The 23,671-nt window shown below is 53.5% G+C and carries 36 protein-coding genes; 34 read left to right on the top strand and 2 right to left on the bottom strand.

Translation table 11 applies throughout. The features are described from left to right. The 29 genes from HNR64_RS02540 to rplQ all read left to right on the top strand — a co-directional run. Positions 1-589, top strand: a 589-nt coding sequence (locus HNR64_RS02540) for an EF-Tu C-terminal domain-related protein (RefSeq protein WP_239547552.1), incomplete at its 5' end; no start/stop codon positions are given. 242 nt (positions 590-831) lie between these two features. Beyond that, positions 832-1,143: a 30S ribosomal protein S10 gene (gene rpsJ / locus HNR64_RS02545; RefSeq protein ID WP_022960525.1), complete on the top strand. Its 312-nt coding sequence runs from the start codon at positions 832-834 to the stop codon at positions 1,141-1,143. Between the two features lie 111 nt (positions 1,144-1,254). Next, complete coding sequence (rplC, locus tag HNR64_RS02550; protein WP_204995041.1) at positions 1,255-1,899, top strand: 50S ribosomal protein L3; 645 nt, start codon at positions 1,255-1,257, stop codon at positions 1,897-1,899. Between the two features lie 11 nt (positions 1,900-1,910). Beyond that, entirely contained in the window at positions 1,911-2,531 is a 621-nt protein-coding gene (gene rplD, locus HNR64_RS02555; RefSeq protein WP_027874864.1) for a 50S ribosomal protein L4, read from the top strand. Continuing rightward, positions 2,528-2,824, top strand: a complete 297-nt coding sequence (rplW, locus tag HNR64_RS02560) for a 50S ribosomal protein L23 (RefSeq protein ID WP_027874865.1) — start codon at positions 2,528-2,530, stop codon at positions 2,822-2,824. The genes rplD and rplW overlap by 4 nt, the downstream gene beginning before the upstream one ends. 17 nt (positions 2,825-2,841) lie before the next feature. Then, positions 2,842-3,666: a 50S ribosomal protein L2 gene (rplB, locus tag HNR64_RS02565; RefSeq protein ID WP_204995042.1), complete on the top strand. Its 825-nt coding sequence runs from the start codon at positions 2,842-2,844 to the stop codon at positions 3,664-3,666. A gap of 28 nt (positions 3,667-3,694) precedes the next feature. Continuing rightward, positions 3,695-3,970, top strand: coding sequence for a 30S ribosomal protein S19 (gene rpsS / locus HNR64_RS02570; RefSeq protein ID WP_027874867.1), 276 nt, complete (start codon positions 3,695-3,697; stop codon positions 3,968-3,970). Between the two features lie 25 nt (positions 3,971-3,995). After that, the gene (gene rplV / locus HNR64_RS02575) at positions 3,996-4,334 is read left to right on the top strand and encodes a 50S ribosomal protein L22 (protein WP_027874868.1); all 339 of its coding nucleotides are present in this window, start codon (positions 3,996-3,998) and stop codon (positions 4,332-4,334) included. Positions 4,335-4,347: 13 nt separating this feature from the next. Then, positions 4,348-5,022: a 30S ribosomal protein S3 gene (gene rpsC / locus HNR64_RS02580; protein ID WP_027874869.1), complete on the top strand. Its 675-nt coding sequence runs from the start codon at positions 4,348-4,350 to the stop codon at positions 5,020-5,022. 11 nt (positions 5,023-5,033) lie between these two features. Then, positions 5,034-5,447 (top strand): 50S ribosomal protein L16, encoded by a 414-nt coding sequence (rplP, locus tag HNR64_RS02585; RefSeq protein WP_027874870.1) that lies wholly within the window; start codon positions 5,034-5,036, stop codon positions 5,445-5,447. Then, positions 5,447-5,638, top strand: coding sequence for a 50S ribosomal protein L29 (rpmC, locus tag HNR64_RS02590; protein ID WP_027874871.1), 192 nt, complete (start codon positions 5,447-5,449; stop codon positions 5,636-5,638). Before rplP ends, rpmC begins: the two co-directional genes overlap by 1 nt. A 1-nt stretch (position 5,639) precedes the next feature. Beyond that, the gene (gene rpsQ / locus HNR64_RS02595) at positions 5,640-5,906 is read left to right on the top strand and encodes a 30S ribosomal protein S17 (RefSeq protein ID WP_027874872.1); all 267 of its coding nucleotides are present in this window, start codon (positions 5,640-5,642) and stop codon (positions 5,904-5,906) included. A 59-nt stretch (positions 5,907-5,965) separates the two neighbouring features. Next, entirely contained in the window at positions 5,966-6,334 is a 369-nt protein-coding gene (rplN, locus tag HNR64_RS02600) for a 50S ribosomal protein L14 (protein WP_027874873.1), read from the top strand. A 34-nt stretch (positions 6,335-6,368) separates the two neighbouring features. Next, positions 6,369-6,686: a 50S ribosomal protein L24 gene (gene rplX / locus HNR64_RS02605; RefSeq protein ID WP_027874874.1), complete on the top strand. Its 318-nt coding sequence runs from the start codon at positions 6,369-6,371 to the stop codon at positions 6,684-6,686. 13 nt (positions 6,687-6,699) lie between these two features. Next, entirely contained in the window at positions 6,700-7,239 is a 540-nt protein-coding gene (rplE, locus tag HNR64_RS02610; RefSeq protein WP_027874875.1) for a 50S ribosomal protein L5, read from the top strand. A 12-nt stretch (positions 7,240-7,251) separates the two neighbouring features. After that, positions 7,252-7,557 (top strand): 30S ribosomal protein S14, encoded by a 306-nt coding sequence (gene rpsN / locus HNR64_RS02615; RefSeq protein WP_027874876.1) that lies wholly within the window; start codon positions 7,252-7,254, stop codon positions 7,555-7,557. A 52-nt stretch (positions 7,558-7,609) separates the two neighbouring features. After that, positions 7,610-8,005 carry a 30S ribosomal protein S8 gene (gene rpsH / locus HNR64_RS02620; RefSeq protein WP_027874877.1) on the top strand — a complete coding sequence of 132 codons (396 nt, stop codon included), beginning with the start codon at positions 7,610-7,612 and terminating at the stop codon, positions 8,003-8,005. Between the two features lie 26 nt (positions 8,006-8,031). Beyond that, on the top strand, positions 8,032-8,565 hold the full coding sequence (gene rplF, locus HNR64_RS02625) for a 50S ribosomal protein L6 (RefSeq protein ID WP_027874878.1): 534 nt from the start codon (positions 8,032-8,034) through the stop codon (positions 8,563-8,565). A gap of 10 nt (positions 8,566-8,575) precedes the next feature. Beyond that, a complete protein-coding gene (gene rplR / locus HNR64_RS02630; RefSeq protein WP_027874879.1) occupies positions 8,576-8,926 on the top strand; it encodes a 50S ribosomal protein L18 in 351 nt (116 codons plus the stop codon). Between the two features lie 10 nt (positions 8,927-8,936). Further along, a complete protein-coding gene (gene rpsE, locus HNR64_RS02635) occupies positions 8,937-9,449 on the top strand; it encodes a 30S ribosomal protein S5 (RefSeq protein ID WP_027874880.1) in 513 nt (170 codons plus the stop codon). Between the two features lie 19 nt (positions 9,450-9,468). Then, a complete protein-coding gene (gene rpmD / locus HNR64_RS02640; protein WP_027874881.1) occupies positions 9,469-9,645 on the top strand; it encodes a 50S ribosomal protein L30 in 177 nt (58 codons plus the stop codon). Positions 9,646-9,657: 12 nt separating this feature from the next. Continuing rightward, positions 9,658-10,092 (top strand): 50S ribosomal protein L15, encoded by a 435-nt coding sequence (rplO, locus tag HNR64_RS02645; RefSeq protein WP_204995350.1) that lies wholly within the window; start codon positions 9,658-9,660, stop codon positions 10,090-10,092. 13 nt (positions 10,093-10,105) lie between these two features. Next, on the top strand, positions 10,106-11,434 hold the full coding sequence (gene secY / locus HNR64_RS02650) for a preprotein translocase subunit SecY (RefSeq protein WP_027874883.1): 1,329 nt from the start codon (positions 10,106-10,108) through the stop codon (positions 11,432-11,434). A gap of 32 nt (positions 11,435-11,466) precedes the next feature. Further along, positions 11,467-11,583 carry a 50S ribosomal protein L36 gene (gene rpmJ, locus HNR64_RS02655; protein ID WP_084495682.1) on the top strand — a complete coding sequence of 39 codons (117 nt, stop codon included), beginning with the start codon at positions 11,467-11,469 and terminating at the stop codon, positions 11,581-11,583. Positions 11,584-11,715: 132 nt separating this feature from the next. Further along, positions 11,716-12,072: a 30S ribosomal protein S13 gene (rpsM, locus tag HNR64_RS02660; protein WP_027874884.1), complete on the top strand. Its 357-nt coding sequence runs from the start codon at positions 11,716-11,718 to the stop codon at positions 12,070-12,072. Between the two features lie 74 nt (positions 12,073-12,146). Beyond that, a complete protein-coding gene (gene rpsK, locus HNR64_RS02665) occupies positions 12,147-12,539 on the top strand; it encodes a 30S ribosomal protein S11 (protein ID WP_022960548.1) in 393 nt (130 codons plus the stop codon). A gap of 23 nt (positions 12,540-12,562) precedes the next feature. Further along, positions 12,563-13,183, top strand: a complete 621-nt coding sequence (rpsD, locus tag HNR64_RS02670) for a 30S ribosomal protein S4 (RefSeq protein ID WP_027874885.1) — start codon at positions 12,563-12,565, stop codon at positions 13,181-13,183. Positions 13,184-13,216: 33 nt separating this feature from the next. Next, positions 13,217-14,218, top strand: coding sequence for a DNA-directed RNA polymerase subunit alpha (locus HNR64_RS02675; RefSeq protein WP_027874886.1), 1,002 nt, complete (start codon positions 13,217-13,219; stop codon positions 14,216-14,218). A 56-nt stretch (positions 14,219-14,274) separates the two neighbouring features. Next, on the top strand, positions 14,275-14,664 hold the full coding sequence (gene rplQ / locus HNR64_RS02680; protein ID WP_027874887.1) for a 50S ribosomal protein L17: 390 nt from the start codon (positions 14,275-14,277) through the stop codon (positions 14,662-14,664). An 81-nt stretch (positions 14,665-14,745) separates the two neighbouring features. On the opposite strand, the gene uvrA is transcribed toward rplQ, so the two are convergent. Beyond that, positions 14,746-17,571 (bottom strand): excinuclease ABC subunit UvrA, encoded by a 2,826-nt coding sequence (gene uvrA, locus HNR64_RS02685; RefSeq protein ID WP_204995043.1) that lies wholly within the window; start codon positions 17,569-17,571, stop codon positions 14,746-14,748. Positions 17,572-17,712: 141 nt separating this feature from the next. Here uvrA and HNR64_RS02690 point away from each other — a divergent pair, with 141 nt between their 5' ends. From HNR64_RS02690 to HNR64_RS02710, 5 genes are all read left to right on the top strand, one after another. Continuing rightward, a complete protein-coding gene (locus tag HNR64_RS02690; protein WP_239547553.1) occupies positions 17,713-19,074 on the top strand; it encodes an MFS transporter in 1,362 nt (453 codons plus the stop codon). A 78-nt stretch (positions 19,075-19,152) separates the two neighbouring features. Next, positions 19,153-19,680, top strand: coding sequence for a single-stranded DNA-binding protein (gene ssb / locus HNR64_RS02695; protein WP_027874890.1), 528 nt, complete (start codon positions 19,153-19,155; stop codon positions 19,678-19,680). 79 nt (positions 19,681-19,759) lie between these two features. After that, positions 19,760-20,620: a sugar nucleotide-binding protein gene (locus HNR64_RS02700; RefSeq protein WP_204995044.1), complete on the top strand. Its 861-nt coding sequence runs from the start codon at positions 19,760-19,762 to the stop codon at positions 20,618-20,620. Beyond that, entirely contained in the window at positions 20,607-21,128 is a 522-nt protein-coding gene (moaB, locus tag HNR64_RS02705; protein ID WP_204995045.1) for a molybdenum cofactor biosynthesis protein B, read from the top strand. The genes HNR64_RS02700 and moaB overlap by 14 nt, the downstream gene beginning before the upstream one ends. A 2-nt stretch (positions 21,129-21,130) precedes the next feature. Further along, a complete protein-coding gene (locus HNR64_RS02710) occupies positions 21,131-22,321 on the top strand; it encodes a molybdopterin molybdotransferase MoeA (RefSeq protein ID WP_204995046.1) in 1,191 nt (396 codons plus the stop codon). 77 nt (positions 22,322-22,398) lie between these two features. On the opposite strand, the gene fabB is transcribed toward HNR64_RS02710, so the two are convergent. Further along, positions 22,399-23,622, bottom strand: coding sequence for a beta-ketoacyl-ACP synthase I (gene fabB, locus HNR64_RS02715; protein WP_204995047.1), 1,224 nt, complete (start codon positions 23,620-23,622; stop codon positions 22,399-22,401). Positions 23,623-23,671 lie beyond the last annotated feature (49 nt).

Below are 23,671 nucleotides of genomic sequence, written 5' to 3' on the forward strand. Positions count from 1 at the left end.
CATTCCTGAGCCCGAGCGTGCTATCGACCAGCCGTTCCTGATGCCAATCGAAGACGTATTCTCGATCTCTGGTCGCGGTACTGTTGTAACCGGTCGTATCGAGCGCGGTGTTCTGAACACTGGCGACGAGATCGAAATCGTTGGTATCAAAGACACCACCAAGACTACCTGTACTGGTGTTGAAATGTTCCGCAAGCTGCTCGACGAAGGTCGTGCTGGTGAGAACGTTGGTGTTCTGCTGCGTGGTACTAAGCGTGACGAAGTTGAGCGTGGCCAAGTATTGGCTAAGCCTGGTTCAATCACTCCGCACACTCGCTTCGAAGCCGAAGTGTACGTACTGAGCAAAGATGAAGGTGGTCGTCACACGCCATTCTTCAAAGGCTACCGTCCACAGTTCTACTTCCGTACCACTGACGTAACCGGTGCGTGTGAGCTGCCAGAAGGTACAGAAATGGTAATGCCTGGCGACAACGTGAAAATGGACGTGACATTGATTGCGCCTATCGCGATGGAAGAAGGTCTGCGTTTTGCAATCCGTGAAGGTGGCCGTACTGTCGGCGCCGGCGTGGTAGCGAAAATCGTAGAGTAATACTGACGCGCGATGTTATTCGCGCAGCAGTGTGGGAGGGAGGCTTCGGCCTCCCTTTCTGGGTAACAATGGGTGCAATTGGCGCCCTAAAACGCGCGGCAGCGTCTTTAATTGCCTTTGTGTCGAATAGTTGTTGACACGGGGCGGTTAGGTCATTAATATGCCGCTTCTTTTTTCGGGTTGTCTCGGCCAGTTGGCGCCGATAGTGGCTCGAAGGTATTTCGGGATGGGAGTTTGATCAGGTGCAAAATCAACGGATTCGCATTCGTTTAAAAGCTTTTGATCACCGCCTTATCGATGCGTCTACGCAAGAGATCGTAGATACCGCTAAGCGCACTGGCGCGCAGGTTCGGGGTCCAATCCCGCTGCCTACTCGCAAAGAGCGTTACACGGTTCTGGTCTCTCCACATGTAAACAAGGATGCGCGAGATCAGTATGAGATCCGCACCCACAAGCGCATGTTGGATATCGTAGAGCCTACAGAAAAAACTGTAGACGCTTTGATGAAGCTAGATCTGGCGGCTGGTGTAGAAGTTCAAATTAGCCTCGGCTAATTAAAATTTACTGAATATATTCAGACCCGCTCAGGGGCTGGCCCTGGGTTGTGTAACGCGTGAGAGCGCGGCCGTAGAGGGTTAAGCCCCGTACACTGAGAGGTTGGAGCAATGACTATTGGTTTGGTCGGTCGTAAAAGCGGCATGACTCGCGTTTTTACTGACGACGGCGTATCTATTCCGGTAACGGTGATTGAGGTTGAGCCCAATCGCGTTACTCGTGTCAAGGCAGACGATGCTGACGGCTATCGCGCTATTCAAGTGACGGCTGGAGCTCGTAAGGCGTCACGTATTTCAAAAGCTGAAGCTGGGCACTTTGCTAAAGCAGGTGTTGAAGCTGGTCGCGGTCTTTGGGAGTTTCGCCTTGAAGAAGGTGACGAGGCTCCAGAGGTTGGTGCTGAGCTGACTGTTGCTGCATTTGAGGCAGGTCAGAAAGTTGATGTTACTGGGCAGTCTAAAGGTAAGGGCTTCCAAGGTGGTGTTAAGCGTTGGAACTTCCATATGCAAGACGCTACTCACGGTAACTCATTGTCGCACCGTGCGCCGGGTTCTATCGGTCAATGTCAGACTCCTGGTCGCGTCTTCAAAGGTAAGAAGATGGCGGGTCACATGGGTGCTGAGCGTGTGACTGTTCAGACGCTGGAAGTTGTACGTGTCGATGCAGAGCGCAACTTGATTTTGATCAAGGGTGCGGTTCCCGGTGCGCCAGGTGGTGACGTGTTTGTACGTCCTGCTGTTAAAGCAAAAAAATCCTAGGGGGCTAAGCAGTGGAACTGAATATTGCGAAACCCGGTAACGGTGCAGCGGCTGGAACTATCCAGGTTTCCGATGTGGCCTTTGCTCGTGAGTTTAATGAAGACCTGGTTCATCAGGTTGTGACTGCCTATCTGGCTGGTGCTCGTCAGGGTACCCGTGCACAGAAAACCCGCTCCGAAGTGAGTGGTGGCGGCAAGAAGCCATGGCGTCAAAAGGGTACTGGCCGCGCGCGTGCTGGTACCATCCGCAGCCCGATTTGGACTGGCGGTGGTGTGACCTTTGCGGCGAAGCCTCAAGATCACAGTCAAAAAGTAAACCGCAAGATGTACCGCGCGGCTCTGCGTTCTATTTTGTCTGAGCTGGCTCGTCAGGAGCGTCTGGTTGTCGTTGAAGAAATGGCACTTGAAGCACCTAAGACCAAGCTGCTTGTTAAGTCGCTGGCTGAGCTGGATGTAAAAGGTGCGTTGATTGTTACTGAAGAAGTAACTGGCAACCTGTACCTGGCGGCGCGCAACCTTCACGACGTTGATGTTCGTGATGTGAACGGTGTCGATCCCGTTAGCTTGATCGGTTACGACAAAGTTGTGGTTACCGTTGCGGCATTGAAAAAGTTTGAGGAGATGTTGGGATGAATCAGGAGCGCATTTACAAAGTATTGCTCGGTCCTCACGTTTCTGAAAAAAGCGCAATGAGTGCTGAAGCGGGCAATCAGGTCGTTTTTCGTGTGCTGCCCAGCGCTACCAAGCTGGAAATCAAAAACGCAGTCGAAAAGCTGTTCAAGGTGGACGTTGTTGACGTGCGCACCGTGAACATGAAAGGCAAAGTTAAGCGTAACCGTTTTGGCCTGAGCAAAAAGCCGAACTGGAAGAAGGCTTATGTAAGCCTGGTGCAGGGTCAAGATATCGACTTTGCAGTCGCTGAATAAGTCTGGAGCTGAGTCAAATGGCAATTGTAAAAAGTAAACCGACCTCTCCCGGACGCCGTCACGTCGTTCGAGTGGTTAATGCAGAGCTGCACAAAGGCGCTCCGCATAAGGCCTTGCTTGAGAGTCAGTCGCGCAATGGTGGTCGTAACAACAACGGGCGTATCACAACTCGCCACGTTGGCGGTGGCCACAAGCAGCACTACCGTATTATCGATTTTAAGCGCAACAAAGATGGCATTCCTGCTGTTGTTGAGCGTTTGGAATATGACCCTAACCGTACTGCGTATATTGCACTGCTTAAGTACGCGGACGGTGAGCGTCGCTATGTGATTGCACCTAAAGGTGTTGCCGCAGGTGATGAAGTGCTCTCAGGTGAGTCAGCACCGATCAAGCCCGGTAACGCGCTGCCGCTGCGTAATATTCCAGTTGGTAGCACAATTCACTGCATCGAGATGAAGCCTGGTAAAGGTGCTCAGATCGCTCGTAGTGCGGGTGCATCAGTGCAGTTGGTTGCACGTGAAGGCCAATATGCCACTGTGCGTTTGCGCAGCGGCGAAATGCGCAAGATTCTTGCTGAGTGCCGCGCCACATTGGGCGAGGTGTCAAACAGCGAGCACAGCCTGCGTAAGTTGGGTAAAGCCGGTGCGGCGCGTTGGCGTGGTGTTCGTCCTACCGTTCGCGGTGTGGCTATGAACCCCGTTGATCACCCACATGGTGGTGGTGAAGGTCGTACCTCTGGTGGTCGTCATCCTGTAACTCCTTGGGGTGTTCCGACTAAAGGGTATAAGACCCGTAAAAATAAGCGTACAGATAAGCTGATTGTGCGTGATCGCAGAAAATAAGCGCAGTCAGAGTAAAGAGGATTAGCTTGTGCCACGTTCATTGAAGAAAGGACCGTTTATCGATCTTCATCTTTTGAAGAAGGTAGAGACAGCGGTTGAGAAAAACGATCGTCGTCCGATCAAGACCTGGTCGCGTCGTTCTATGATTCTCCCCGAGATGGTTGGTTTAACCATCGCGGTACACAACGGTCGTCAACATGTTCCGGTGATGGTTACCGAGGATATGGTTGGGCACAAATTGGGTGAATTCGCCGCGACTCGCACCTACAAGGGGCACGTGGCTGATAAAAAGGCCAAGCGTTAAGCTTGGGCTGGGAGAGGCATAAACGATGGAAGTAGCGGCACGTTTAAAAGGCGCACGTATCTCCGCCCAGAAGGCCCGTTTGGTTGCTGACCAGATTCGCGGCAAGGGTGTAGAAGAAGCGCTGGATTTGTTGACGTTTAGCTCCAAAAAGGCAGCCGGCATCATTAAGAAGGTGCTGAACTCTGCAATCGCCAACGCCGAGCACAACGAAGGTGCTGATGTTGATGAGTTGCGAGTTTCGACAATCTTTGTCGACGAGGGTATGACGATGAAGCGTCTGCGCCCCCGTGCAAAAGGCCGGGCCGATCGCATCTTGAAGCGGTCTTGTCATATCACGATTAAAGTAGCCGACGGCGAAGGTTAGTAGGAGAGACCAAATGGGTCAGAAAGTACACCCGACCGGCATCCGGCTCGGAATTGTAAAAGATCACAACTCTGTCTGGTATGCAGGCAGCAAACAGTACGCACAACAGCTGGTGACTGACATCCAAGTTCGCGAGTACTTGGAAGAGAAGTTGGCGCACGCTTCTGTTAGCCGCATTGTGATCGAGCGTCCGGCACAAACCGCACGCATTACTATTCACACTGCACGCCCTGGCATTGTTATTGGCAAAAAGGGTGAAGACGTTGAGAAGCTGCGCAAAGAGCTCAGCAAGCGCATGTCTGTACCCGTGCACATTAACATTGAAGAGGTTCGCAAGCCGGATCTTGATGCGAAGCTGGTTGCACAGAACGTTGCACAGCAGCTTGAGCGCCGCGTTATGTTCCGTCGCGCGATGAAGCGTGTGGTACAGAATGCAATGCGCCAAGGCGCGGAAGGCATCAAAGTACAAGTTAGTGGCCGTGTTGGTGGTGCTGAGATCGCACGTACTGAGTGGTACCGGGAAGGTCGTGTACCTCTCCACACTCTGCGCGCAGATATCGACTACGCCACATACGAGGCAGCGACTACCTACGGCATCATCGGTGTCAAGGTCTGGATCTTCAAGGGTGAAATCCTGGGGAACAGAAACGAAGCAGTCGAAGCCAAGGCTAAGAAAGGTTCAGAGTAAGGGTTACGCACATGTTACAGCCGAAGCGCACAAAGTTTCGCAAGGTACAGAAGGGCCGCAATCGCGGTCTGGCAGAACGCGGCAGCCGGGTCAGCTTTGGTGATTTCGGCCTGAAAGCAGTCGGACGCGGTCGTATCACCGCTCGCCAGATCGAGGCAGCTCGTCGTGCCATGACTCGTCACATTAAACGTGGCGGTAAAATCTGGATCCGCGTTTTCCCGGATAAGCCAATTACTGAGAAGCCTCTCGAGGTTCGTCAAGGTAAAGGTAAGGGTAACGTTGAATATTGGGTTGCCCAAATTCAACCCGGTAAAGTGCTGTATGAAGTAGAAGGTGTGCCCGAAGAGCTGGCGCGTGAAGCCTTTGCACTGGCAGCAGCTAAAATTCCGGTAGCAACCCAATTTGTTAAGCGGGTGGTGATGTAATGAACGCTATTGAATTACGCGAAAAGTCAGTAGACGAGCTCAATGCCCAGCTGCTGAAGTTGCTCGAAGAGCAATTCAAGCTGCGCATGCAGAAAAGTACCGGCCAGTTGGCGCAGACGCATCTGCTGAAGCAGACCCGTCAAGAAATCGCGCGCATTAAGACTGTGCTCCAGGAAAAGGCAGGTAATTAAAATGTCAGAAGCAGCAAAGAGCGCTCGTACCGCCACCGGTAAGGTAGTTAGCGACAAGATGGATAAAACCATCACCGTACTGGTAGAGCGTCGTGTGAAACACCCAATCTACGGTAAGTACTTGACCCGTTCTTCTAAAGTCCACGCTCATGATGAGAATAATGAGTGCAAGACTGGAGACGTGGTAACAGTTTGTGAGACGCGTCCGCTGTCTAAGAGTAAGTCATGGACTTTGCTGCGCGTTGAAGAGACGGCTAAGCAGATTTAATTTGGCCGGCGGCCTGTGTTCAATGGCTTGATGCACAGTTGACTGCTTTGGAGTAAGAAATGATTCAAACAGAAAGCTATTTGGAAGTTGCAGATAACAGTGGCGCGCGTCGCGTTATGTGCATCAAAGTGCTTGGCGGCTCACACCGTCGTTACGCTCGTGTCGGCGATCTGATCAAAGTCACTGTCAAAGAGGCAATTCCTCGCGGCAAAGTGAAAAAAGGTCAGGTAATGACAGCGGTCGTAGTTCGCACCAAGAAAGGCGTTCGTCGCGGCGATGGTTCGCTGATTAAGTTCGACGACAATGCAGCAGTACTGCTGAACGCCAGTTTGGCTCCTATCGGCACTCGTATTTTTGGGCCGGTGACGCGAGAGCTGCGTGGTGAGAAGTTCATGAAGATTATCTCTCTGGCACCTGAAGTACTGTAATTGGTTCGCTGAAGAGAAGACTGAGGTCAGCATAATGCGCAAGATTAAACGTGAAGACGAAGTTATCGTCTTAACCGGTAAAGACAAAGGCAAGCGCGGCAAGGTACAGAAAGTACTGGACGAAAATCGCGTGCTGGTCTCCGGCATCAATATGATCAAGAAGCACCAACGTCCAAACCCACAGCTGGGTGTGGCCGGCGGTATCGTTGAGAAAGAGGCGCCTATCCAGGTGTCGAACGTCGCGATTTATAATCCGTCTTCGAATAAAGCGGATCGGGTGGGCTTCAAAGTTGCTGAAGACGGCACTAAGACCCGCGTATTTAAATCCAGCGGCGAAGCGATCGACGCGTAGGGGTTATTAGAAAATGGCACGATTAAGCGAACTGTATAACAACGAGTTGCGCGCCAAGCTTATTGAAGAGCTGGGTCTCGCTAACGCGATGGAAGTTCCCCGTATTACCAAGATCACTCTGAACATGGGTGTAGGTGAAGCCGCGGGCGACAAGAAAGTATTGGAAGCTGCTCTGGCTGACCTTGAGAAAATCAGCGGTCAAAAGCCTGTGGTAACCAAAGCGCGTAAATCAATTGCGGGCTTTAAAATTCGTGACGGTTGGCCGATTGGCTGTAAAGTCACGCTGCGCCGTGAGCGTATGTATGAATTTCTGGATCGCTTGATCTCTGTTGCTATCCCTCGTGTACGTGACTTCCGTGGTATCAGCCCTAAGTCATTTGACGGTCGCGGTAACTTTGCGATGGGTGTGACTGAGCAGATCATTTTCCCGGAAATTGATTACGATAAAGTCGATACCCTACGTGGCTTGGATATTACTATCACCACGTCAGCGCGTAACGATGATGAAGGTCGAGCGTTGTTGAAAGCGTTCAACTTCCCGTTCAAAGCTTAAGGGGTTAGGGATATGGCAAAGCAGTCAATGAAAGCGCGCGAAGTAAAACGTGCTCGCGCAGTCGCCAAATACGCCGCTAAGCGTGCTGAACTTAAGGCTATTATCGCCAGCGTTGACGCAAGCGATGAAGAAAAGTGGGACGCCCAGGTTAAGCTGCAGAAGCTGCCGCGTGATGCGAGCCCTGTTCGTCAGCGCCGTCGTTGCCAGGTAACTGGTCGCCCTCACGGTGTTTACCGCAAGTTCGGCCTGTGCCGTAACCAACTGCGCCAAGCTGCGATGCGTGGCGATGTGCCTGGTCTGGTTAAGGCCAGCTGGTAAGATTGAGAATTTTGCTGTCGCGCGATAACGCGGCGATAAATGGGAGCAAAACATGAGCATGCAAGATCCTTTAGCGGATATGCTGACCCGCATCCGCAACGCTCAGATGGCTGGGAAGACCGAGGTTCAAATGCCTTCTTCTAAGCTGAAAAAGGCGGTAGCCAATGTACTTGAGCAGGAAGGCTACATCGCCGGTTCTCGTGTAGACGATAACGCTGGTAAAGCCACTCTGAGCATCGAGCTGAAGTATTTTCAAGGTAAACCGGTTATCGCTGAAATTCAGCGTGTTAGCCGCCCAGGTCTGCGCGCTTATGCGGGTAAAGAAGATCTTCCGGAAGTACGTGCCGGACTGGGTATTGCCATTGTCTCCACCAGCCGTGGTGTGATGACAGACCGCGCTGCACGTGCAGCGGGTGTTGGTGGCGAAGTGCTCTGCACTGTTTTCTAAATCGACGGTTAGAAGAGTTTTCTAAAATGTCCAGAGTAGCGAAAAGTCCAGTGGCTCTCCCAAAAGGGGTTGAAGTCACACTCGGCGCCGACAGCATTGCGGTTAAAGGCAAGAATGGCAACATGTCCATGCCGCTGCACGAGTCCGTCGAAGTTAAACAAGAAGATGGTCAGCTTGTATTTGCTGCCCGTGAAGGTGCAAAAAATGGTTGGGCAATGGCGGGAACCACTCGCGCCTTGGCCAACAACATGGTGATCGGCGTCAGCGAAGGTTTTCAGCGTAAGTTGATCCTGAACGGTGTTGGTTATCGTGCCAAAGCAAGCGGTAAGTCTGTCAATTTGGTGCTGGGTTTCTCCCACCCCATTGACTACGATTTGCCCGAAGGGGTTAAAGCAGAAACTCCCTCTCAGACGGAAATTGTTCTGACAGGTAGTGATAAGCAGGTTCTCGGCAAGGTTGCCGCGGAAATCCGCGCCTTCCGTCCGCCCGAGCCCTATAAAGGTAAAGGTGTTCGCTACGAAGACGAAGTTGTTCGTCGTAAAGAAGCGAAGAAAAAGTAAAGGCTAGCATATGAGCGATAAGAAAGTTTCAAGATTACGTCGTGCACGCCGAGCTCGCGCTAAAATGCGCGAACTGCGAGCGGTTCGTCTGTGCATTCATCGCACTCCGCGCCATATGTATGCGCAACTGATTGCAGCAGAAGGTGATCGCGTTCTTGCCAGTGCTTCGACACTGGACAAAGAGTTGCGTAGCGCATCAAGTGGCAATATCGGTGCAGCGGCTGGCGTTGGCAAGCTGATTGCAGACCGTGCTAAGGCTGCGGGTGTAACAAAGGTCGCTTTTGATCGCAGTGGATTCCGTTTCCACGGTCGAGTCAAGGCGCTGGCAGATGCTGCCCGTGAAGGCGGATTGGAATTCTAAGGTTTAGGCGATGGCGTACAACGAGCAGAAAGACAAAGCAAACACAGAAGGCCTCCAGGAAAAACTGGTTCAGGTTAACCGTGTTGCCAAAGTGGTCAAGGGCGGTCGTATTTTCAGCTTCACCGCGCTGACCGTGGTAGGTGACGGCAACGGCAAAGTGGGTTTCGGCCGCGGCAAGGCTCGTGAAGTGCCTGTCGCCATCCAGAAGGCAATGGAAGCGGCTCGCCGCAACATGGTCCAGGTGGATATCAAGGGCGATACCCTGCAATACGCAGTAAAAGGTGTTCATGGGGCCTCTAAGGTCTACATGCAGCCGGCGTCAGAAGGTACTGGTGTTATCGCCGGTGGTGCGATGCGTTCTGTGCTTGAAATTGCGGGTGTACACAACGTACTCGCCAAGTGCTATGGGTCTACCAACCCGGTAAACGTAGTGCGTGCAACAATTAAGGCACTGCAAAGTATCTCTTCTCCTGAAGAAGTCGCAGCGAAGCGCGGCAAATCGGTAGAAGATATCCTGGGCTAAAAAAGGGGCAGGATTCATTATGAGCAAGATTAAAGTTACACAGGTCCGCTCAGTAGCGGGCCGATTGAAGGCTCACAAAGCCTGCGTTGCGGGCCTGGGTCTGCGTCGCATTGGTCACACTGTCGAAGTGGAAGACACTCCTTCAGTACGTGGCATGATCAATAAAGTTAACTATCTGATTCGTGTTGAGGGTTAAAAAATGAGCGAGTTGCGTTTAAACACGCTGAGCCCCGCCCCAGGTCGTGTTAAAGACGGCAAGCGGGTTGGACGCGGTATCGGTAGCGGCTTGGGTAAAACTGCGGGTCGTGGCCACAAAGGTCTGAAGTCTCGTTCAGGCGGTAGCGTACGTCCCGGTTTCGAAGGCGGCCAAATGCCTTTGCAGAAACGCCTGCCGAAGTATGGTTTTACTTCTCGCATGGCCTCTGTAACCGCACAGATTCGTACTTCTGAGCTGAATGCTGTTGGCGAAGATGTTGTCGATCTGGATGCGTTGAAGCGTGCCGACCTGGTGTCAAACAACATCGAGAGAGCGAAAGTCTTTCTTTCTGGTGATGTGACCAAGGCTGTTACAGTTAAAGGTTTGGCTGTGACTAAAGGCGCCCGCGAAGCTATCGAAAAAGCTGGCGGCAAAGTCGAAGAATAGGGAACTATAACCCATGGCGAAATCCAGTCCTTTGACAACTGGAAAGCAGTCCGGACTAGGCGAGCTTATGGCTCGCCTTCGTTTTCTGTTGTTGGCGATAATTGTCTATCGCATCGGCACCCACATTCCGGTGCCCGGCATCAACCCGGATCAACTCGCCGCCCTGTTTAATCAAAATCAGGGTACGGTTCTTGGCCTGTTTAATATGTTCTCTGGTGGTGCACTAGAGCGCATGAGTATTCTGGCTTTGGGTATCATGCCTTACATTTCTGCATCCATTATTATGCAGCTAATGTCCGCCGTGAGCCCGCAGCTGGAAGCCCTTAAGAAGGAAGGTGAAGCCGGCCGCAGACAAATCAGTCAGTACACCCGTTATTTGACGGTGGTGTTGGCCTTGTTGCAAGCGACAGGTATGACGGTTGGCCTGGCTAACCAGGGCCTCGCCTTTAATGCGGATATCAGCTTTTACTTCACCGCGGTGGTTTCTCTGGTAACGGGCGCTGTCTTCATGATGTGGCTCGGCGAGCAAGTCACCGAGCGAGGTATCGGTAACGGTATTTCTATGCTGATTTTCGCCGGTATTGTTGCAGGGCTGCCTTCGGCTGTTGGGCAATCTTTAGAGCAGGCTCGTCAAGGCGAGTTGAATGTACTGGTGTTGCTGGCGATTTTGGTTCTGGCAGTTGCGGTAATTTACTTGGTGGTCTTCATCGAGCGTGGCCAGCGCCGCATCACGGTGAACTACGCCAAGCAGCAACGCGGCAATCGGATGTATCAGGCTCAGTCAAGCCATTTGCCTCTGAAGGTGAACATGGCCGGTGTTATACCTGCTATTTTCGCATCCTCGATTCTGCTGTTTCCTGCGTCTATCGCGCAGTGGGTAGGACAAAGTAATGAGGGTATGGAGTGGCTGCAAGAGTTGGCATTGGCTATTGGCCCAGGTCAACCACTCAATATCATTCTATTTACAGCCTTGATTGTCTTCTTCTGCTTCTTCTACACCGCGTTGATGTTTAACCCGGATGAAGTCGCGGATAACTTGAAGCGTTCAGGTGCTTTTTTGCCAGGTATTCGCCCTGGTAAGCAGACGGCAAGTTACATTGATGATGTGCTTACTCGCCTGACAATGTTTGGTTCGCTATATATCGCCGGTGTCTGCCTGCTCCCACAGTTTTTGGTAGTTATGTGGAACGTTCCGTTCTACCTGGGTGGTACATCGCTGCTGATCGTAGTGGTCGTGGTTATGGACTTCATGGCACAAGTACAGTCGCACATGATGTCTCACCAATACGACTCGGTGATGAAAAAAGCTAACCTGAAAAATTACGGTAGCGGCGCCCGCTAATCGCGGCGCAGCAATTTGTTTGGAGTGTCGTCATGAAAGTTCGTGCATCGGTAAAGAAAATTTGCCGCAACTGCAAAATCGTTCGTCGCAAAGGTGTTGTTCGCGTTATCTGTAGCGCAGAGCCACGTCATAAGCAGCGGCAGGGCTGAGCAAAATTTGGTCGCTGGGCTTGAAACCCGGCCCGGTTGTAGATAGACTACGGCGCCTTTCGCGCGGGGTCTGTTCATCTGGCCAGATTTTGTCAAGCGTTAAAAGTTAAAGCTTTAATTGGAGTAATCTGAATGGCTCGTATTGCGGGTGTTAACATACCAGATAACAAGCATGCCGTTATTTCGTTGACTTATATCTACGGAATTGGTCGCACAACTGCTAAAAAATTGTGCGCGGGCAACAACATTGCGGAAGACGCGAAAATCGCTGACCTGACTGAAGAGCAGCTCGATTCACTGCGTAACGCAATTGCCAAAATGACGGTAGAAGGCGATCTGCGCCGCGAAGTATCTATGAACATCAAGCGTCTGCTGGACCTTGGCTGTTTCCGTGGGCTGCGTCACCGTAAGGGTCTTCCCCTGCGTGGTCAGCGTACGAAAACTAACGCGCGTACTCGCAAGGGTCCACGTAAGCCGATTCGCAAGTAATTGCGAAGCAGCAAAGCGCCTTTAGTGTAGCTACACCACTAGTGTAGTGTTGATATTAGAAGCAGGAAGTAAACATGGCTAAACCAGGCAAGCAAGCGCCTCGCAAGAAGGTCAAAAAGACCGTTGTCGATGGCGTCGCGCATATTCATGCGTCATTCAACAACACCATCATCACCATTACAGACCGCCAAGGAAACACTCTGAGCTGGGCAACAGCTGGTGGTAGTGGTTTCCGCGGTTCGCGTAAAAGCACCCCCTTTGCGGCACAGGTTGCAGCAGAGCGCGCGGGTAATGCTGCGAAAGACTACGGTCTTAAAAATCTTGACGTAGAAGTTAAAGGTCCCGGACCTGGCCGTGAGTCGGCTGTTCGCGCTTTGAACAACTGCGGCTACAAGATCACCAACATCACAGACGTGACGCCCATCCCCCATAATGGTTGCCGTCCTCCCAAGAAACGTCGCGTGTAATTAACAGTTGAGGAATAGTTAACATGGCTAGATATTTAGGCCCGAGCTGTAAATTAGCAAGACGGGAAGGCACTGACCTGTTTTTGAAGAGTGGCGTTCGTCCTCTGGATTCTAAGTGCAAAGCCGAAAACGCTCCCGGTATGCACGGTGCGCGTCGCGGACGTTTGTCCGACTACGGTGTTCAGCTTCGCGAAAAGCAAAAAGTTCGTCGTATGTACGGTGTTCTGGAAAAGCAATTCCGTAGCTACTACAAGAAAGCGGCAAGCAAGAAGGGCGCAACTGGTGAAAACCTGCTGCAATACCTCGAAGGCCGTTTGGACAATGTTGTATACCGTATTGGTTTCGGTTCTACTCGTGCCGAAGCGCGTCAGTTGGTATCACATAAAGGTATCCTCGTTAATGGCCAGACCGTTAACGTACCGTCTTATCAGGTTCAGCCTGGTGACGTGATTAGCCTGCGTGAAAAAGCGAAGAAGCAACTTCGTGTTCAGTCCGCACTCGCACTTGCAGCACAGCGCGGCGACGTGTCTTGGATTGATGTAAACAGCGACAAAATGGAAGCCGTTTACAAAAATGCACCAGACCGTAGCGACTTGTCTTCAGAGATCAATGAACAGCTGATCGTTGAGCTTTACTCGAAGTAAGTTATTTCCGGACATTCTCACTACAGGTGATCTATGCAAAGTGCAGTGAATGAATTTTTAACACCGCGAGTGATCCAGGTTGAAGAGCAGGGTCAAACTCGCGCGAAAGTCACCTTGGAGCCGCTTGAGCGTGGTTTTGGGCATACCCTGGGTAACGCCTTGCGCCGTATTTTGCTGTCTTCAATGCCTGGTTGTGCGGTGACCGAAGCTGAAATCGACGGTGTGTTGCACGAATACAGCGCAATGGAAGGTGTTCAGGAAGACGTTATCGAAATCCTGCTTAACCTGAAAGAAGTGGCGGTGATTCTTCATGGTAAAGACCAAGCTGTATTAACACTCAGCAAAAAAGGCGAAGGCCCGGTAACTGCTGGTGATATTCAGACTGACCATGAAGTTGAAATCGTCAACCAGGATCACGTCATCGCCAACCTGAATTCTGGTGGCGAGCTGAATATGCGCCTCACGGTTGCTCGCGGTCGTGGCTATGTCCCCGCCGACGTTCGCAACGGTGGTGAGGAAGAGACACGCTCTATCGGTCGTTTGCAGTTGGATGCTAGCTACAGCCCAATCAGCCGCGTTAGCTACGTTGTAGAAAATGCGCGGGTAGAGCAGCGCACCGACCTTGACAAGTTGGTACTGGATCTCGAAACCAACGGCACCATTGATCCTGAAGAGGCGATCCGTCGCGCGGCGACTATTCTTCAGCAGCAGCTGGCCGTGTTCGTTGATCTTGAAAGCGAAGGTGAGAAAGAGCCCTCGCGTGAAGAGAACGAAGTCGATCCTATCCTGCTTCGCCCAGTCGACGATCTCGAGTTGACCGTGCGCAGTGCGAACTGTCTGAAAGCTGAAAATATTTACTACATCGGTGACCTGGTACAGCGTACCGAAGTTGAGCTTCTGAAAACGCCGAACCTCGGCAAGAAGTCTCTGACTGAGATCAAAGATGTATTGGCTTCTCGTGGCTTGTCTTTGGGCTTGCGCCTAGACAATTGGCCACCGGCTAGCCTGAGAAACGACGACCGGGTTCTTGCGTAAGCATTGAACCGAAGATTATTTTGCTGAGATAGCAACGTTTATTAAAGGAAAAAGCCATGCGTCATCGTCATAGCGGCCGTCAACTGAACCGCAATAGCTCGCATCGCAAAGCGATGTTTCGCAATATGACGGCTTCATTGGTAGAGCACGAATTGATTAAAACGACTCTGCCTAAAGCCAAGGAACTTCGCCGTCACGCGGAGCCACTGATTACTCTCGCAAAAACAGACAGTGTTGCAAACCGCCGTTTGGCCTTTGCGCGTCTGCGTAGCGACGAGGCAGTGGGTAAGTTGTTCAACGAGCTTGGCCCGCGTTACGCGGCTCGCCCAGGCGGTTACATTCGCATTATGAAGTGTGGTCTGCGTACTGGCGACAAAGCTCCTATGGCTTACGTCGAGCTGGTTGATCGCCCAGTTGCGGATGAGATCGAAGACGACGAAGAGTAAGCTCTTCGCTGTTTCGACAGCATAAAAAAAGCCGGCTATGCCGGCTTTTTTTATGCCCGTTGATCCGTATAGCTTGTCGTATTACTTGAGCATGGGTTTTAAAAAGCGCCCGGTGTGGGACGCAGCAACTTGTGCAAGTGTTTCCGGGCTTCCCTCGGCGATGATTTGACCGCCACCGCTGCCGCCTTCGGGCCCCAGATCAACAAGCCAGTCGGCGGTCTTAATAACATCGAGATTGTGTTCGATGACCACCACGGTGTTACCGTGGTCACGCAGCCGGTGGAGTACCGACAATAGCAGTTGAATGTCCTCGAAGTGTAGGCCGGTGGTTGGCTCATCGAGAATGTAGAGGGTTTTGCCGGTGTCGCGCTTGGAGAGTTCTTTAGCAAGCTTTACGCGCTGCGCTTCACCACCCGACAGGGTTGTTGCCGCCTGGCCCAGGCGAATATAGCTCAGGCCGACGTCCATTAGCGTTTGAAGCTTTTTCGCAATAGCTGGCACATTTTCGAAGAAGCTGTTGGCGTCTTCGACGGTCATCTCCAGCACTTCGTGGATGTTTTTTCCTTTGTATAAAATGTCGAGTGTCTCGCGATTATAGCGTTTGCCCTGGCAAACCTCGCAGGCGACGTAGATATCTGGCAGGAAATGCATCTCTACCTTAGTAACCCCGTCACCTTGGCAGGCTTCGCAGCGGCCGCCCTTGACGTTAAAGCTAAAGCGGCCAACTTTGTAGCCTCTGGATCGCGCCTCCTGAGTGCCGGCAAAAAGCTCTCGGATGGGGGTAAAGATTCCGGTATAGGTCGCCGGGTTGGAGCGAGGGGTTCGGCCTATTGGGCTCTGGTCGATGTCGATGCATTTATCGACGAGATCCAAGCCCTTGATGTCGCTATATGGTGCGGGTTTCAGCGTGGTGGCGCCGTTCAACACAGTCGCAGCAATCGGGTACAGGGTGTGGTTGATCAGCGTTGATTTCCCTGAGCCTGAGACACCGGTAATGCAGGTCATCAAGCCCAGGGGGATATGCAAGTCGACGTCTTGGAGGTTGTTGCCTATGGCGCCTTCTAGGTGAATGTAGCGTTCGGGATCCGGTTGGTGACGCGCTGTGGGGATCGCGATACAGCGTTTCCCGGACAAATAATCGCCAGTAAGGGATTGCTCACTGCTCAGTATGTCGTCCAAGCTTCCCTCTGCCACGACTTGGCCGCCGTGAACACCTGCCCCGGGGCCGATATCAATAATGTGGTCGGCAGTGCGTATCGCATCTTCATCATGTTCAACAACAATGACGGTATTTCCGATATCGCGCAGGTGGCGCAGGGTGTTGAGAAGTCGTTCGTTGTCGCGTTGGTGCAGGCCTATCGACGGTTCATCCAGGATATACATCACGCCTACAAGGCCTGCGCCGATCTGGCTGGCGAGACGGATGCGCTGTGCCTCACCCCCTGAAAGGGTATCGGCGCTGCGGTCGAGGCTCAGGTAATTCAGGCCAACATCCACCAGAAAGCGCAGGCGGTCGTTGATCTCTTTCAATATTTTTTCAGCTATTTGTGCCCGGCGACCGCTCAGCGCTAAATTTTCGAAATACTGTTTGGCGGCGCCCACCGGCATCGAGGCAATATCGGGCAGCGTTTGCTCTTCAATAAAGACATGCCTGGCTTCCTTGCGCAGTCGCGTGCCCTGGCAGTCCGGGCACGCGTGAGTGCTCAGGAATTTACTCAGGTCTTCGCGTACGGTCTGCGATTCGGTGTCTCGATAGCGGCGTTCCATATTGGGAATAACGCCTTCGAAGCGGTGCTTGCGTTGGAAGCTGTCGCCGCGATCATTGATATAGGTAAAGCTGATCTCCTCGTCACCGCTACCTTGCAAAATGCGCTGCTTATTTGCTTTGCTCAGGGATTCGAAGGGCGCGTCAATGTCGAAATCGTAGTGTTCGGCCAGTGACTTCAACATATGAAAATAATAAACGCTGCGCCGATCCCAGCCGCGGATCGCCCCGGTGGAGAGGCTGGCCTCGGGATGCTGCACAATGCGTGACTCATCAAAGAATTGTCTAACGCCGAGTCCGTCGCAGCTGCCACATGCGCCAAGCGGGCTGTTGAAGGAAAACAGTCTGGGCTCTAATTCGCTTAAGCTATAGCCACAGTGAGGGCAGGCAAATTTAGCGGAAAAGCTAAGCTCTGCTTTGCTTGGTTCATCCATGTCGGCAACGCTGGCAATGCCGTCGGTGAGCTCCAGGGCGGTCTCGAAAGACTCGGCCAGGCGTTGGGCTAAATCGCTGCGCACTTTGAAGCGGTCGACTACCACGTCTATGGAGTGTTTCTTTTTCTTATCGAGCGTGGGGGCGTCATCCAAATCGACGACGATGCCGTCGATGCGCGCGCGCACGAAACCCTGGCTGCGCAGTTTGTCTAGCACATGAAGGTGTTCGCCTTTGCGGTTTTTGATCACTGGGGCGAGCATCATCATCTTGCTGCCCTCGGGAAGAGATAAAACGGTGTCGACCATTTGGCTCACCGTCTGCGCGGCCAGTGGTGCGTCGTGATCGGGGCAGCGCGGTTCGCCGGCGCGGGCGAACAGCAGGCGCAAGTAGTCGTAGATCTCGGTGATGGTGCCCACGGTCGAGCGCGGGTTGTGAGAGGTCGACTTTTGCTCAATAGAAATGGCTGGCGACAAGCCGTCGATGTGGTCGACATCGGGCTTTTCCATCATGGACAGGAACTGCCGTGCATAGGTCGACAGTGACTCAACGTAGCGCCGCTGACCTTCAGCGTACAGCGTGTCAAAGGCGAGGGATGATTTGCCAGAGCCAGACAAGCCGGTAATGACAACCAGCTTGTCACGGGGAATCTCCAGGTCGATATTCTTCAGATTGTGGGTGCGAGCACCGCGAACGATAATCCGATCCATTACAAACCCCGATAAAACAAACCCAACATTATACGGGGCGGAATCAAGGCGGCGCAAAGGCCAACTGGTTTTTTAGGGGGCGGCAAACTGGTAGACTACTGGCCGTTACTTCATTGATCACCGCTCGGGAATTTTCCACACTTGAACTCCTCCATGTCTGCGCTGGAGCGTCGCGCTGTTGCAGCGTTGGCCTGTTTATACGTATTCCGCATGCTCGGCTTGTTTATGCTGCTGCCGGTTTTACCTCTCTATGCTGCGGACTACGCTTTTAGTACACCGGTTTTGGTTGGTCTTGCGCTGGGTATCTATGGCCTCGGGCAGGCTGTGCTGCAAATTCCGCTCGGTATGCTGTCGGACAGGATTGGTCGCAAGCCGGTTATCGTGGCGGGCTTGTTATTGTTCGCCGCTGGCGGTGTGCTTGCAGCATCTGCTGAATCGATATTTACGGTGATATTTGGTCGGCTTATGCAGGGGGCGGGGGCAATAGCCAGTACGCTTACGGCGACCGTTGCCGACTTAACGCGAGAGCAGCACCGCAGTAAGGCGATGGCCGCCATCGGTGTCAGCATTGGGGTTTCCTTTGCCGTAGCAATGGTGGTTGGCCCCGGCGTCGCGGCCAGCTTTGGCGTTCCGGCGTTATTCTTGTTGACCTCGGCGCTCGCCATGCTTGGCGTGGTGGTGGCCGTCTTTGTGGTGCCGTCCTCGCGCATCCAGTCTCGCGACCCGAGCGCCCGACCATTGGCAAGCTTGTTGTTGCGCTGTATTCGCAGTCCGTCTTTGATGCGTTTGAATGTGGGGGTTTTCGTCCTGCATATGGCCATGATGGCACTATTTTTGGTGTTGCCAGCCCGCCTTACGGAGCTGGGGCTGGCGCCTGCCGAGCATTGGATGGTGTACTTGCCTGTTATGGCCGCAGCGTTTGTATTGATGGTTCCGGCATTAATTGTTGCGGAGAAAAAGTCATGGCAGGCGCTGATTTTGCGCCTTGCGATCGCCCTCTTGGCGGGGGTATTGCTGCTCGCGTCGGTATTGCCTTTCTCTTTGGTTTCAGTATTGGCAGTGTTGCTGCTGTTCTTTACGGCTTTTAACTACCTCGAAGCATCGTTGCCTGCGTTGTTGAGTCGCAGCGTATATGCGGGGGGCAAGGGCACGGCGATGGGCGTTTTTGCCAGCTTCCAATTCATGGGCGCGTTTTGCGGCGGTGCGCTAGGAGGATGGGTGCTGGGACACTGGGGAGAAGCTGCAGTATTTCTTGCGGCGGGTCTTGCCGGTTTACTTTGGCTGGCGTGTACCGTCGGCATGGTGCTTCCTGTTCAGAATATTAGCGTTACCCTAAGCTGGCCGCAGGGCGGTTGGGGGTATGAGCGTTTGCGAAACGAGGTGTTGTGTCTGCCGGGCACATTAGACGTGACGGTCTTTGAGGACGAGCGCCAGGCCTATCTGCGAGTATCCAAGGGCTTTGATTTAGCTCAGTTGCCCGCGGAGCTTTACCGCCGGGACTAATGACGGGTTCCGGCAGAATCCGGTATAGTGGTGACTGTCATTTGGCAGGCCGCAGACAGTAATAATAGGAGAGTGCGCATGGCGCGAGGTATCAACAAAGTTATCTTGGTGGGGAATCTTGGCCAAGACCCAGAGACTCGATATATGCCTTCTGGGGGAGCCGTGACAAATGTCACCATCGCGACCAGTGAGACGTGGAAGGACAAGCAAACTGGCCAACCGCAAGAGCGCACAGAATGGCACCGGGTGGTGTTCTTCAATCGGCTGGCTGAAATCGCGGGTGAGTATTTGAAAAAAGGCTCAAAGGTCTACGTTGAGGGATCTCTGCGCACTCGCAAATGGCAGGATCAAAGTGGCCAAGACCGTTACACCACCGAGATTGTTGCCGCTGAAATGCAAATGCTCGACAGCCGTAGCGGTGGTGGCATGTCTGGTGGTTACGGCGACGATGGCTACTCCCAAGCGCCGGCGCCTCAACAGCGCCGCCAAGCAGCACCTGCTCCATCAGCACCGCAGCGCCAAGCCCCTCCGCAACAGCAAGCGCCTGCCCAGCAAAACGCTCCTGCTCCTGGTTTTGACGACTTTGATGACGATATTCCGTTCTAAGAGATGTCTTCGCAGTTAGTGAGCGCCGATGGGACGGCGGCGGGATTAACGTCCCAGAAAAGTGTTGTGCAATGTCTAGATGAAGGCGGCAGTGGGCGAAACGGTGAGCGTGTTACTACTCTGTGAAGACTCCGCGTTAGCGGCGGCCCTGCAAGCGCAGCTGAACTCCCGGGGCCGGGAATTGATGCAACTAAAGCCCTCTGAATTATTGGCGCAACCGCACTTGGCCGACGGTGCGATTCTCGTTAACGCCCTTTTAACACCGGGCGAACCCGTCACCGACGCCGTCGTTGATATTCAGGCGGAGCTAATAAGTGCTGTAGGTCCGAAACTGCGGTGTTATTTGGGGCTGAGTGATGCCCGGGTTGTCGCGGCGTTGGATCGCGAAGAGCCGGTGGCAGAAAATGCCACCCCAGCCCCTCAAGGTCGGGATGCTGTCCGTCTGGCGGCAATGGAAGAGCAGCTGCTATCCGCGTCCTTGCAGGCGCTTATCCTGCGCACGGGGCCACTTATTGCGACCGACGGTGATAATTTACTGTCCGCCTTTATCAAGGCGCTTAAAGCGGGCCAAGCGCTTGGTCTTGATGATTCTCAGCAGAGTGCTCCGACGCCGGTTGGTGACCTTGCCCGGGTGTTATCGGCAATGATTGACCAGCTTTCCTGTGGTGCGCTGTGCCGGGGTATCTATCACTATCAAAGCAGCGGTGCCACTAGCGCCTATGCATTTGCCGAAGTGGCCTACGCCCATGCCGGGCAATATCTGGCGACTCCCCCCGATATTTCAATTGATGGCGATGGCTGGGGGTGGGTGACGGATTCGCGGGTACTCCGCTGTGAGCGTTTATTGCGTAATTTCGGTATTAAGCAATTAGCGTGGCGATCCTGGTTGCCCAAAATGATTAAAACCCTTTGTGAGGATGATTGCGATGAGCGCCTCTGACGCGTTTTCAGCTCTGTCGATCGCGGTGCTGACCGTATCGGATACTCGAGATGAGGCTTCTGATAGCTCCGGGCACTACCTATGTACCGCTCTGCAAGAGGCCGGTCACCGGCAGGCGGATAAACAGATAGTGAAAGACGATATTTATCAAATTCGCGCTGCGCTATCCACTTGGATCGCCGATGAAAACATTGACACAGTGCTGGTCACTGGTGGCACCGGATTTTCTGGCCGGGACTCCACGCCAGAGGCGGTGTCGGTACTTTTTGACAAGCACATCGAAGGCTTTGGCGAGGTCTTTCGCGCCGTGTCTTACGAAGAAATTGGCTCGTCGACCATCCAGTCGCGAGCCCTTGCCGGCTTTGCTAATAATACCGTGATATTTTGCATGCCAGGTTCTACGGGGGCGTGCCGAACCGCGTGGACGCGGCTTATCGCGGAGCAGCTCGATAGCCGTCATCGCCCCTGCAATTTTGTGGGTGTGTTAAATACTCGCAGAGGTCACTAATAATGGCGCTGCGCCCGGTGGCGGAAGTACAGGCTGAGTTACTGGCAGGTGCGAGCCTGTGTGGGGATGAGTGCTGTGATCTGAATGCCGCATTTGGGCGCATTCTTCGGGAGGATATTGTCGCGGCAACAGATGTGCCGCCGGCGGCCAATAGCGCGATGGATGGCTATGCATTGCGGGTCGCTGATCTTGCCGAAGGGCGGGCCCTGCCTATCAGCCAGCGTATAGCGGCGGGCCATGCCCCCGATGCCTTGCTGCCGGGAACCGCAGCGCGAATCTTTACCGGTGCGGTTATCCCGCCGGGGGCAGACTGTGTTGTTGCTCAGGAGGATTGCCGGCAATCCGACGAGAGCGTTGAGGTTGCGATAACGCCAGCAACTGGCCAGCATATTCGCCCGCGTGGCCAGGACATCGCTAGGGGGGCTGTTGTTGTAGCGCGCGGTCGCAAGCTAGGCGCCGCGGACCTCGGCTTGTTGGCCTCCGTTGGGGTGCCGGCCTGTCGTGTCGCCAAGCGCTTAAAAGTTGCCTTGATGTCGACCGGGGATGAATTGCGAGAGCCCGGCGAGGCGCTCGGCACCGCGCAAATTTACAATTCCAATCGGCCGATGCTGGCTGCGCTGATTTCAGCAATGGGCGGTGAGCTTATCGACCTGGGAATTATCCCCGATACGGCAGAGGCGACTGCGGAGGCCTTGGTTCAAGCGGCTGAGTTGGCCGATGTGGTAATAAGCAGTGGTGGTGTCTCTGTCGGTGAGGAGGATCATGTTAAAGCGCAGATAGAGCGCTTGGGTGAGCTCAAGGTGTGGAAACTGGCGATTAAGCCGGGTAAGCCCTTGGCCTACGGCCGAATTGCAGGCGTGCCGTTTTTTGGTTTGCCGGGCAACCCGGTGTCGAGTTTTGTCACCTTCTGCCTGCTCGTCAGGCCGTATTTGTTGGCCATGCAAGGCGTCAGCGACCCGATGCCCGACGTCGTTCAGGCGAAGGTGGACTTCGAATGGCCAAAGCCTGGTAGTCGGCAAGAGTATCTGCGTGTGCGCCTGAAGGGGGGCGTGCTGAGTTTGCATCCGCAGCAAAGCTCCGGGGCGCTAAGTTCAGTGGCGTGGGCGAATGCGTTGGCAATTGTACCGCCGGGTACAACCTTTGAGCGTGGAGAGGTTATCGATTGCCTTTCTTTCGCTGAGTTGGGTGCCTAGAGCGAAAAGAATAACCGTACTTGGCATACAAAAAAGCCCGCAGAAGCGGGCTTTTTTATGCGCAAGTGTTTTTGGGGCTAGTCGTTAACTCGACTAAACACCAGGCTCGCGTTAGTGCCACCAAAGCCAAAGCTGTTAGACATAATGGTATTGAGCGTCACGTTTTCGCGCTTTTCTGTTGCAATTGGAATGCCGGCGGCTTCCGAATCCAGCTCCTCGATATTGGCGGAGGCGGCAATGAAGTTATTTTGCATCATCAGTAGCGAGAAGATGGCTTCTTGAACGCCGGTAGCCCCCAGAGAGTGCCCGGCCAGTGACTTGGTTGAACCGATAACGGGGATGGGGTGTTCACCATAGGCCTGTTTAATGGCCTTGAGCTCCTGCATATCGCCGGCCGGCGTCGAGGTGCCATGTGAGTTGATGTAGTCGACCTCACTGCTGACATTTTGCAGGGCCAGGCGCATACATCGCGCTGCGCCTTCGCCACTCGGGGCAACCATGTCATAGCCGTCGGAGGTGGCGCCGTAGCCGACTAATTCGCCGTAAATTTTCGCGCCGCGCGCTTTGGCGTGCTCGAGTTCTTCCAGAACGATCATGCCGGCACCGCCAGCAATAACAAAGCCGTCGCGGTTAGCGTCGTAGGGTCGGGAGGCCTGCTGGGGGGTGTCGTTGTACTTCGTAGACAGCGCGCCCATGGCATCAAACAGGCAGCTCAGCGACCAGTGTTCTTCTTCGCCGCCGCCGGCAAAAACAACATCTTGTTTGCCCAGCTGAATCAGTTCCGCAGCGTTGCCAATGCAGTGTGCGCTGGTGGCGCAAGCTGAAGAGATAGAGTAGTTCACACCTTTTATTTTAAAGGGGGTGGCCAGACAGGCAGATACGGTGCTGCCCATGGTTTGGGTAACCCGGTAGGGCCCAATACGTTTTACGCCGCGCTCGCGCAGTGTATCGGCAGACTCAATGAGGTTGGCCGAAGAGGCACCACCAGAGCCGGCAATAATGCCAGTACGCTCGTTGTCGATATCCTTGTCTTCAAGTCCGGAGTCGGCAATCGCTTCTTGCATGGCGATGTAAGCATAGGCTGCCGCGTCGCCCATGAAGCGCAGTTGCTTGCGATCAATGTGGGCTTTTAAATCCAGGTCTTTAATGGAGCCTGAAATATGGCTGCGAAAGCCCATTTCTTTGTAGGTGTCGTTATGTGTGATGCCGGATGCACCATTTTGGAGCGAAGCCAAAGCTTGTTTGATGTCGTTGCCAATGCTGGAGACGATACCCATCCCCGTAACTACAACACGTTTCATGTCTACCTCGTAGCGTATGTTTGTTCTGTCAGTGAGTCTTGTTTGCCAC

The organism is Spongiibacter marinus (genome assembly GCF_016906995.1).
Taxonomy (GTDB): domain Bacteria; phylum Pseudomonadota; class Gammaproteobacteria; order Pseudomonadales; family Spongiibacteraceae; genus Spongiibacter; species Spongiibacter marinus.

Bases quoted from the DNA above. Each gene is read 5' to 3' on its own strand.
- rplC (WP_204995041.1), top strand. From the start codon at position 1,255: ATGACTATTGGTTTGGTCGGTCGTAAAAGCGGCATGACTCGCGTTTTT.
- rplW (WP_027874865.1), top strand. From the start codon at position 2,528: ATGAATCAGGAGCGCATTTACAAAGTATTGCTCGGTCCTCACGTTTCT.
- rplB (WP_204995042.1), top strand. From the start codon at position 2,842: ATGGCAATTGTAAAAAGTAAACCGACCTCTCCCGGACGCCGTCACGTC.
- rplV (WP_027874868.1), top strand. From the start codon at position 3,996: ATGGAAGTAGCGGCACGTTTAAAAGGCGCACGTATCTCCGCCCAGAAG.
- rpsC (WP_027874869.1), top strand. From the start codon at position 4,348: ATGGGTCAGAAAGTACACCCGACCGGCATCCGGCTCGGAATTGTAAAA.
- rplP (WP_027874870.1), top strand. From the start codon at position 5,034: ATGTTACAGCCGAAGCGCACAAAGTTTCGCAAGGTACAGAAGGGCCGC.
- rpmC (WP_027874871.1), top strand. From the start codon at position 5,447: ATGAACGCTATTGAATTACGCGAAAAGTCAGTAGACGAGCTCAATGCC.
- rpsQ (WP_027874872.1), top strand. From the start codon at position 5,640: ATGTCAGAAGCAGCAAAGAGCGCTCGTACCGCCACCGGTAAGGTAGTT.
- rplN (WP_027874873.1), top strand. From the start codon at position 5,966: ATGATTCAAACAGAAAGCTATTTGGAAGTTGCAGATAACAGTGGCGCG.
- rplX (WP_027874874.1), top strand. From the start codon at position 6,369: ATGCGCAAGATTAAACGTGAAGACGAAGTTATCGTCTTAACCGGTAAA.
- rplE (WP_027874875.1), top strand. From the start codon at position 6,700: ATGGCACGATTAAGCGAACTGTATAACAACGAGTTGCGCGCCAAGCTT.
- rpsN (WP_027874876.1), top strand. From the start codon at position 7,252: ATGGCAAAGCAGTCAATGAAAGCGCGCGAAGTAAAACGTGCTCGCGCA.
- rpsH (WP_027874877.1), top strand. From the start codon at position 7,610: ATGAGCATGCAAGATCCTTTAGCGGATATGCTGACCCGCATCCGCAAC.
- rplF (WP_027874878.1), top strand. From the start codon at position 8,032: ATGTCCAGAGTAGCGAAAAGTCCAGTGGCTCTCCCAAAAGGGGTTGAA.
- rplR (WP_027874879.1), top strand. From the start codon at position 8,576: ATGAGCGATAAGAAAGTTTCAAGATTACGTCGTGCACGCCGAGCTCGC.
- rpsE (WP_027874880.1), top strand. From the start codon at position 8,937: ATGGCGTACAACGAGCAGAAAGACAAAGCAAACACAGAAGGCCTCCAG.
- rpmD (WP_027874881.1), top strand. From the start codon at position 9,469: ATGAGCAAGATTAAAGTTACACAGGTCCGCTCAGTAGCGGGCCGATTG.
- secY (WP_027874883.1), top strand. From the start codon at position 10,106: ATGGCGAAATCCAGTCCTTTGACAACTGGAAAGCAGTCCGGACTAGGC.
- rpmJ (WP_084495682.1), top strand. From the start codon at position 11,467: ATGAAAGTTCGTGCATCGGTAAAGAAAATTTGCCGCAACTGCAAAATC.
- rpsM (WP_027874884.1), top strand. From the start codon at position 11,716: ATGGCTCGTATTGCGGGTGTTAACATACCAGATAACAAGCATGCCGTT.
- rpsK (WP_022960548.1), top strand. From the start codon at position 12,147: ATGGCTAAACCAGGCAAGCAAGCGCCTCGCAAGAAGGTCAAAAAGACC.
- rpsD (WP_027874885.1), top strand. From the start codon at position 12,563: ATGGCTAGATATTTAGGCCCGAGCTGTAAATTAGCAAGACGGGAAGGC.
- HNR64_RS02675 (WP_027874886.1), top strand. From the start codon at position 13,217: ATGCAAAGTGCAGTGAATGAATTTTTAACACCGCGAGTGATCCAGGTT.
- rplQ (WP_027874887.1), top strand. From the start codon at position 14,275: ATGCGTCATCGTCATAGCGGCCGTCAACTGAACCGCAATAGCTCGCAT.
- uvrA (WP_204995043.1), bottom strand. From the start codon at position 17,571: ATGGATCGGATTATCGTTCGCGGTGCTCGCACCCACAATCTGAAGAAT.
- ssb (WP_027874890.1), top strand. From the start codon at position 19,153: ATGGCGCGAGGTATCAACAAAGTTATCTTGGTGGGGAATCTTGGCCAA.
- HNR64_RS02700 (WP_204995044.1), top strand. From the start codon at position 19,760: ATGAAGGCGGCAGTGGGCGAAACGGTGAGCGTGTTACTACTCTGTGAA.
- moaB (WP_204995045.1), top strand. From the start codon at position 20,607: ATGAGCGCCTCTGACGCGTTTTCAGCTCTGTCGATCGCGGTGCTGACC.
- HNR64_RS02710 (WP_204995046.1), top strand. From the start codon at position 21,131: ATGGCGCTGCGCCCGGTGGCGGAAGTACAGGCTGAGTTACTGGCAGGT.
- fabB (WP_204995047.1), bottom strand. From the start codon at position 23,622: ATGAAACGTGTTGTAGTTACGGGGATGGGTATCGTCTCCAGCATTGGC.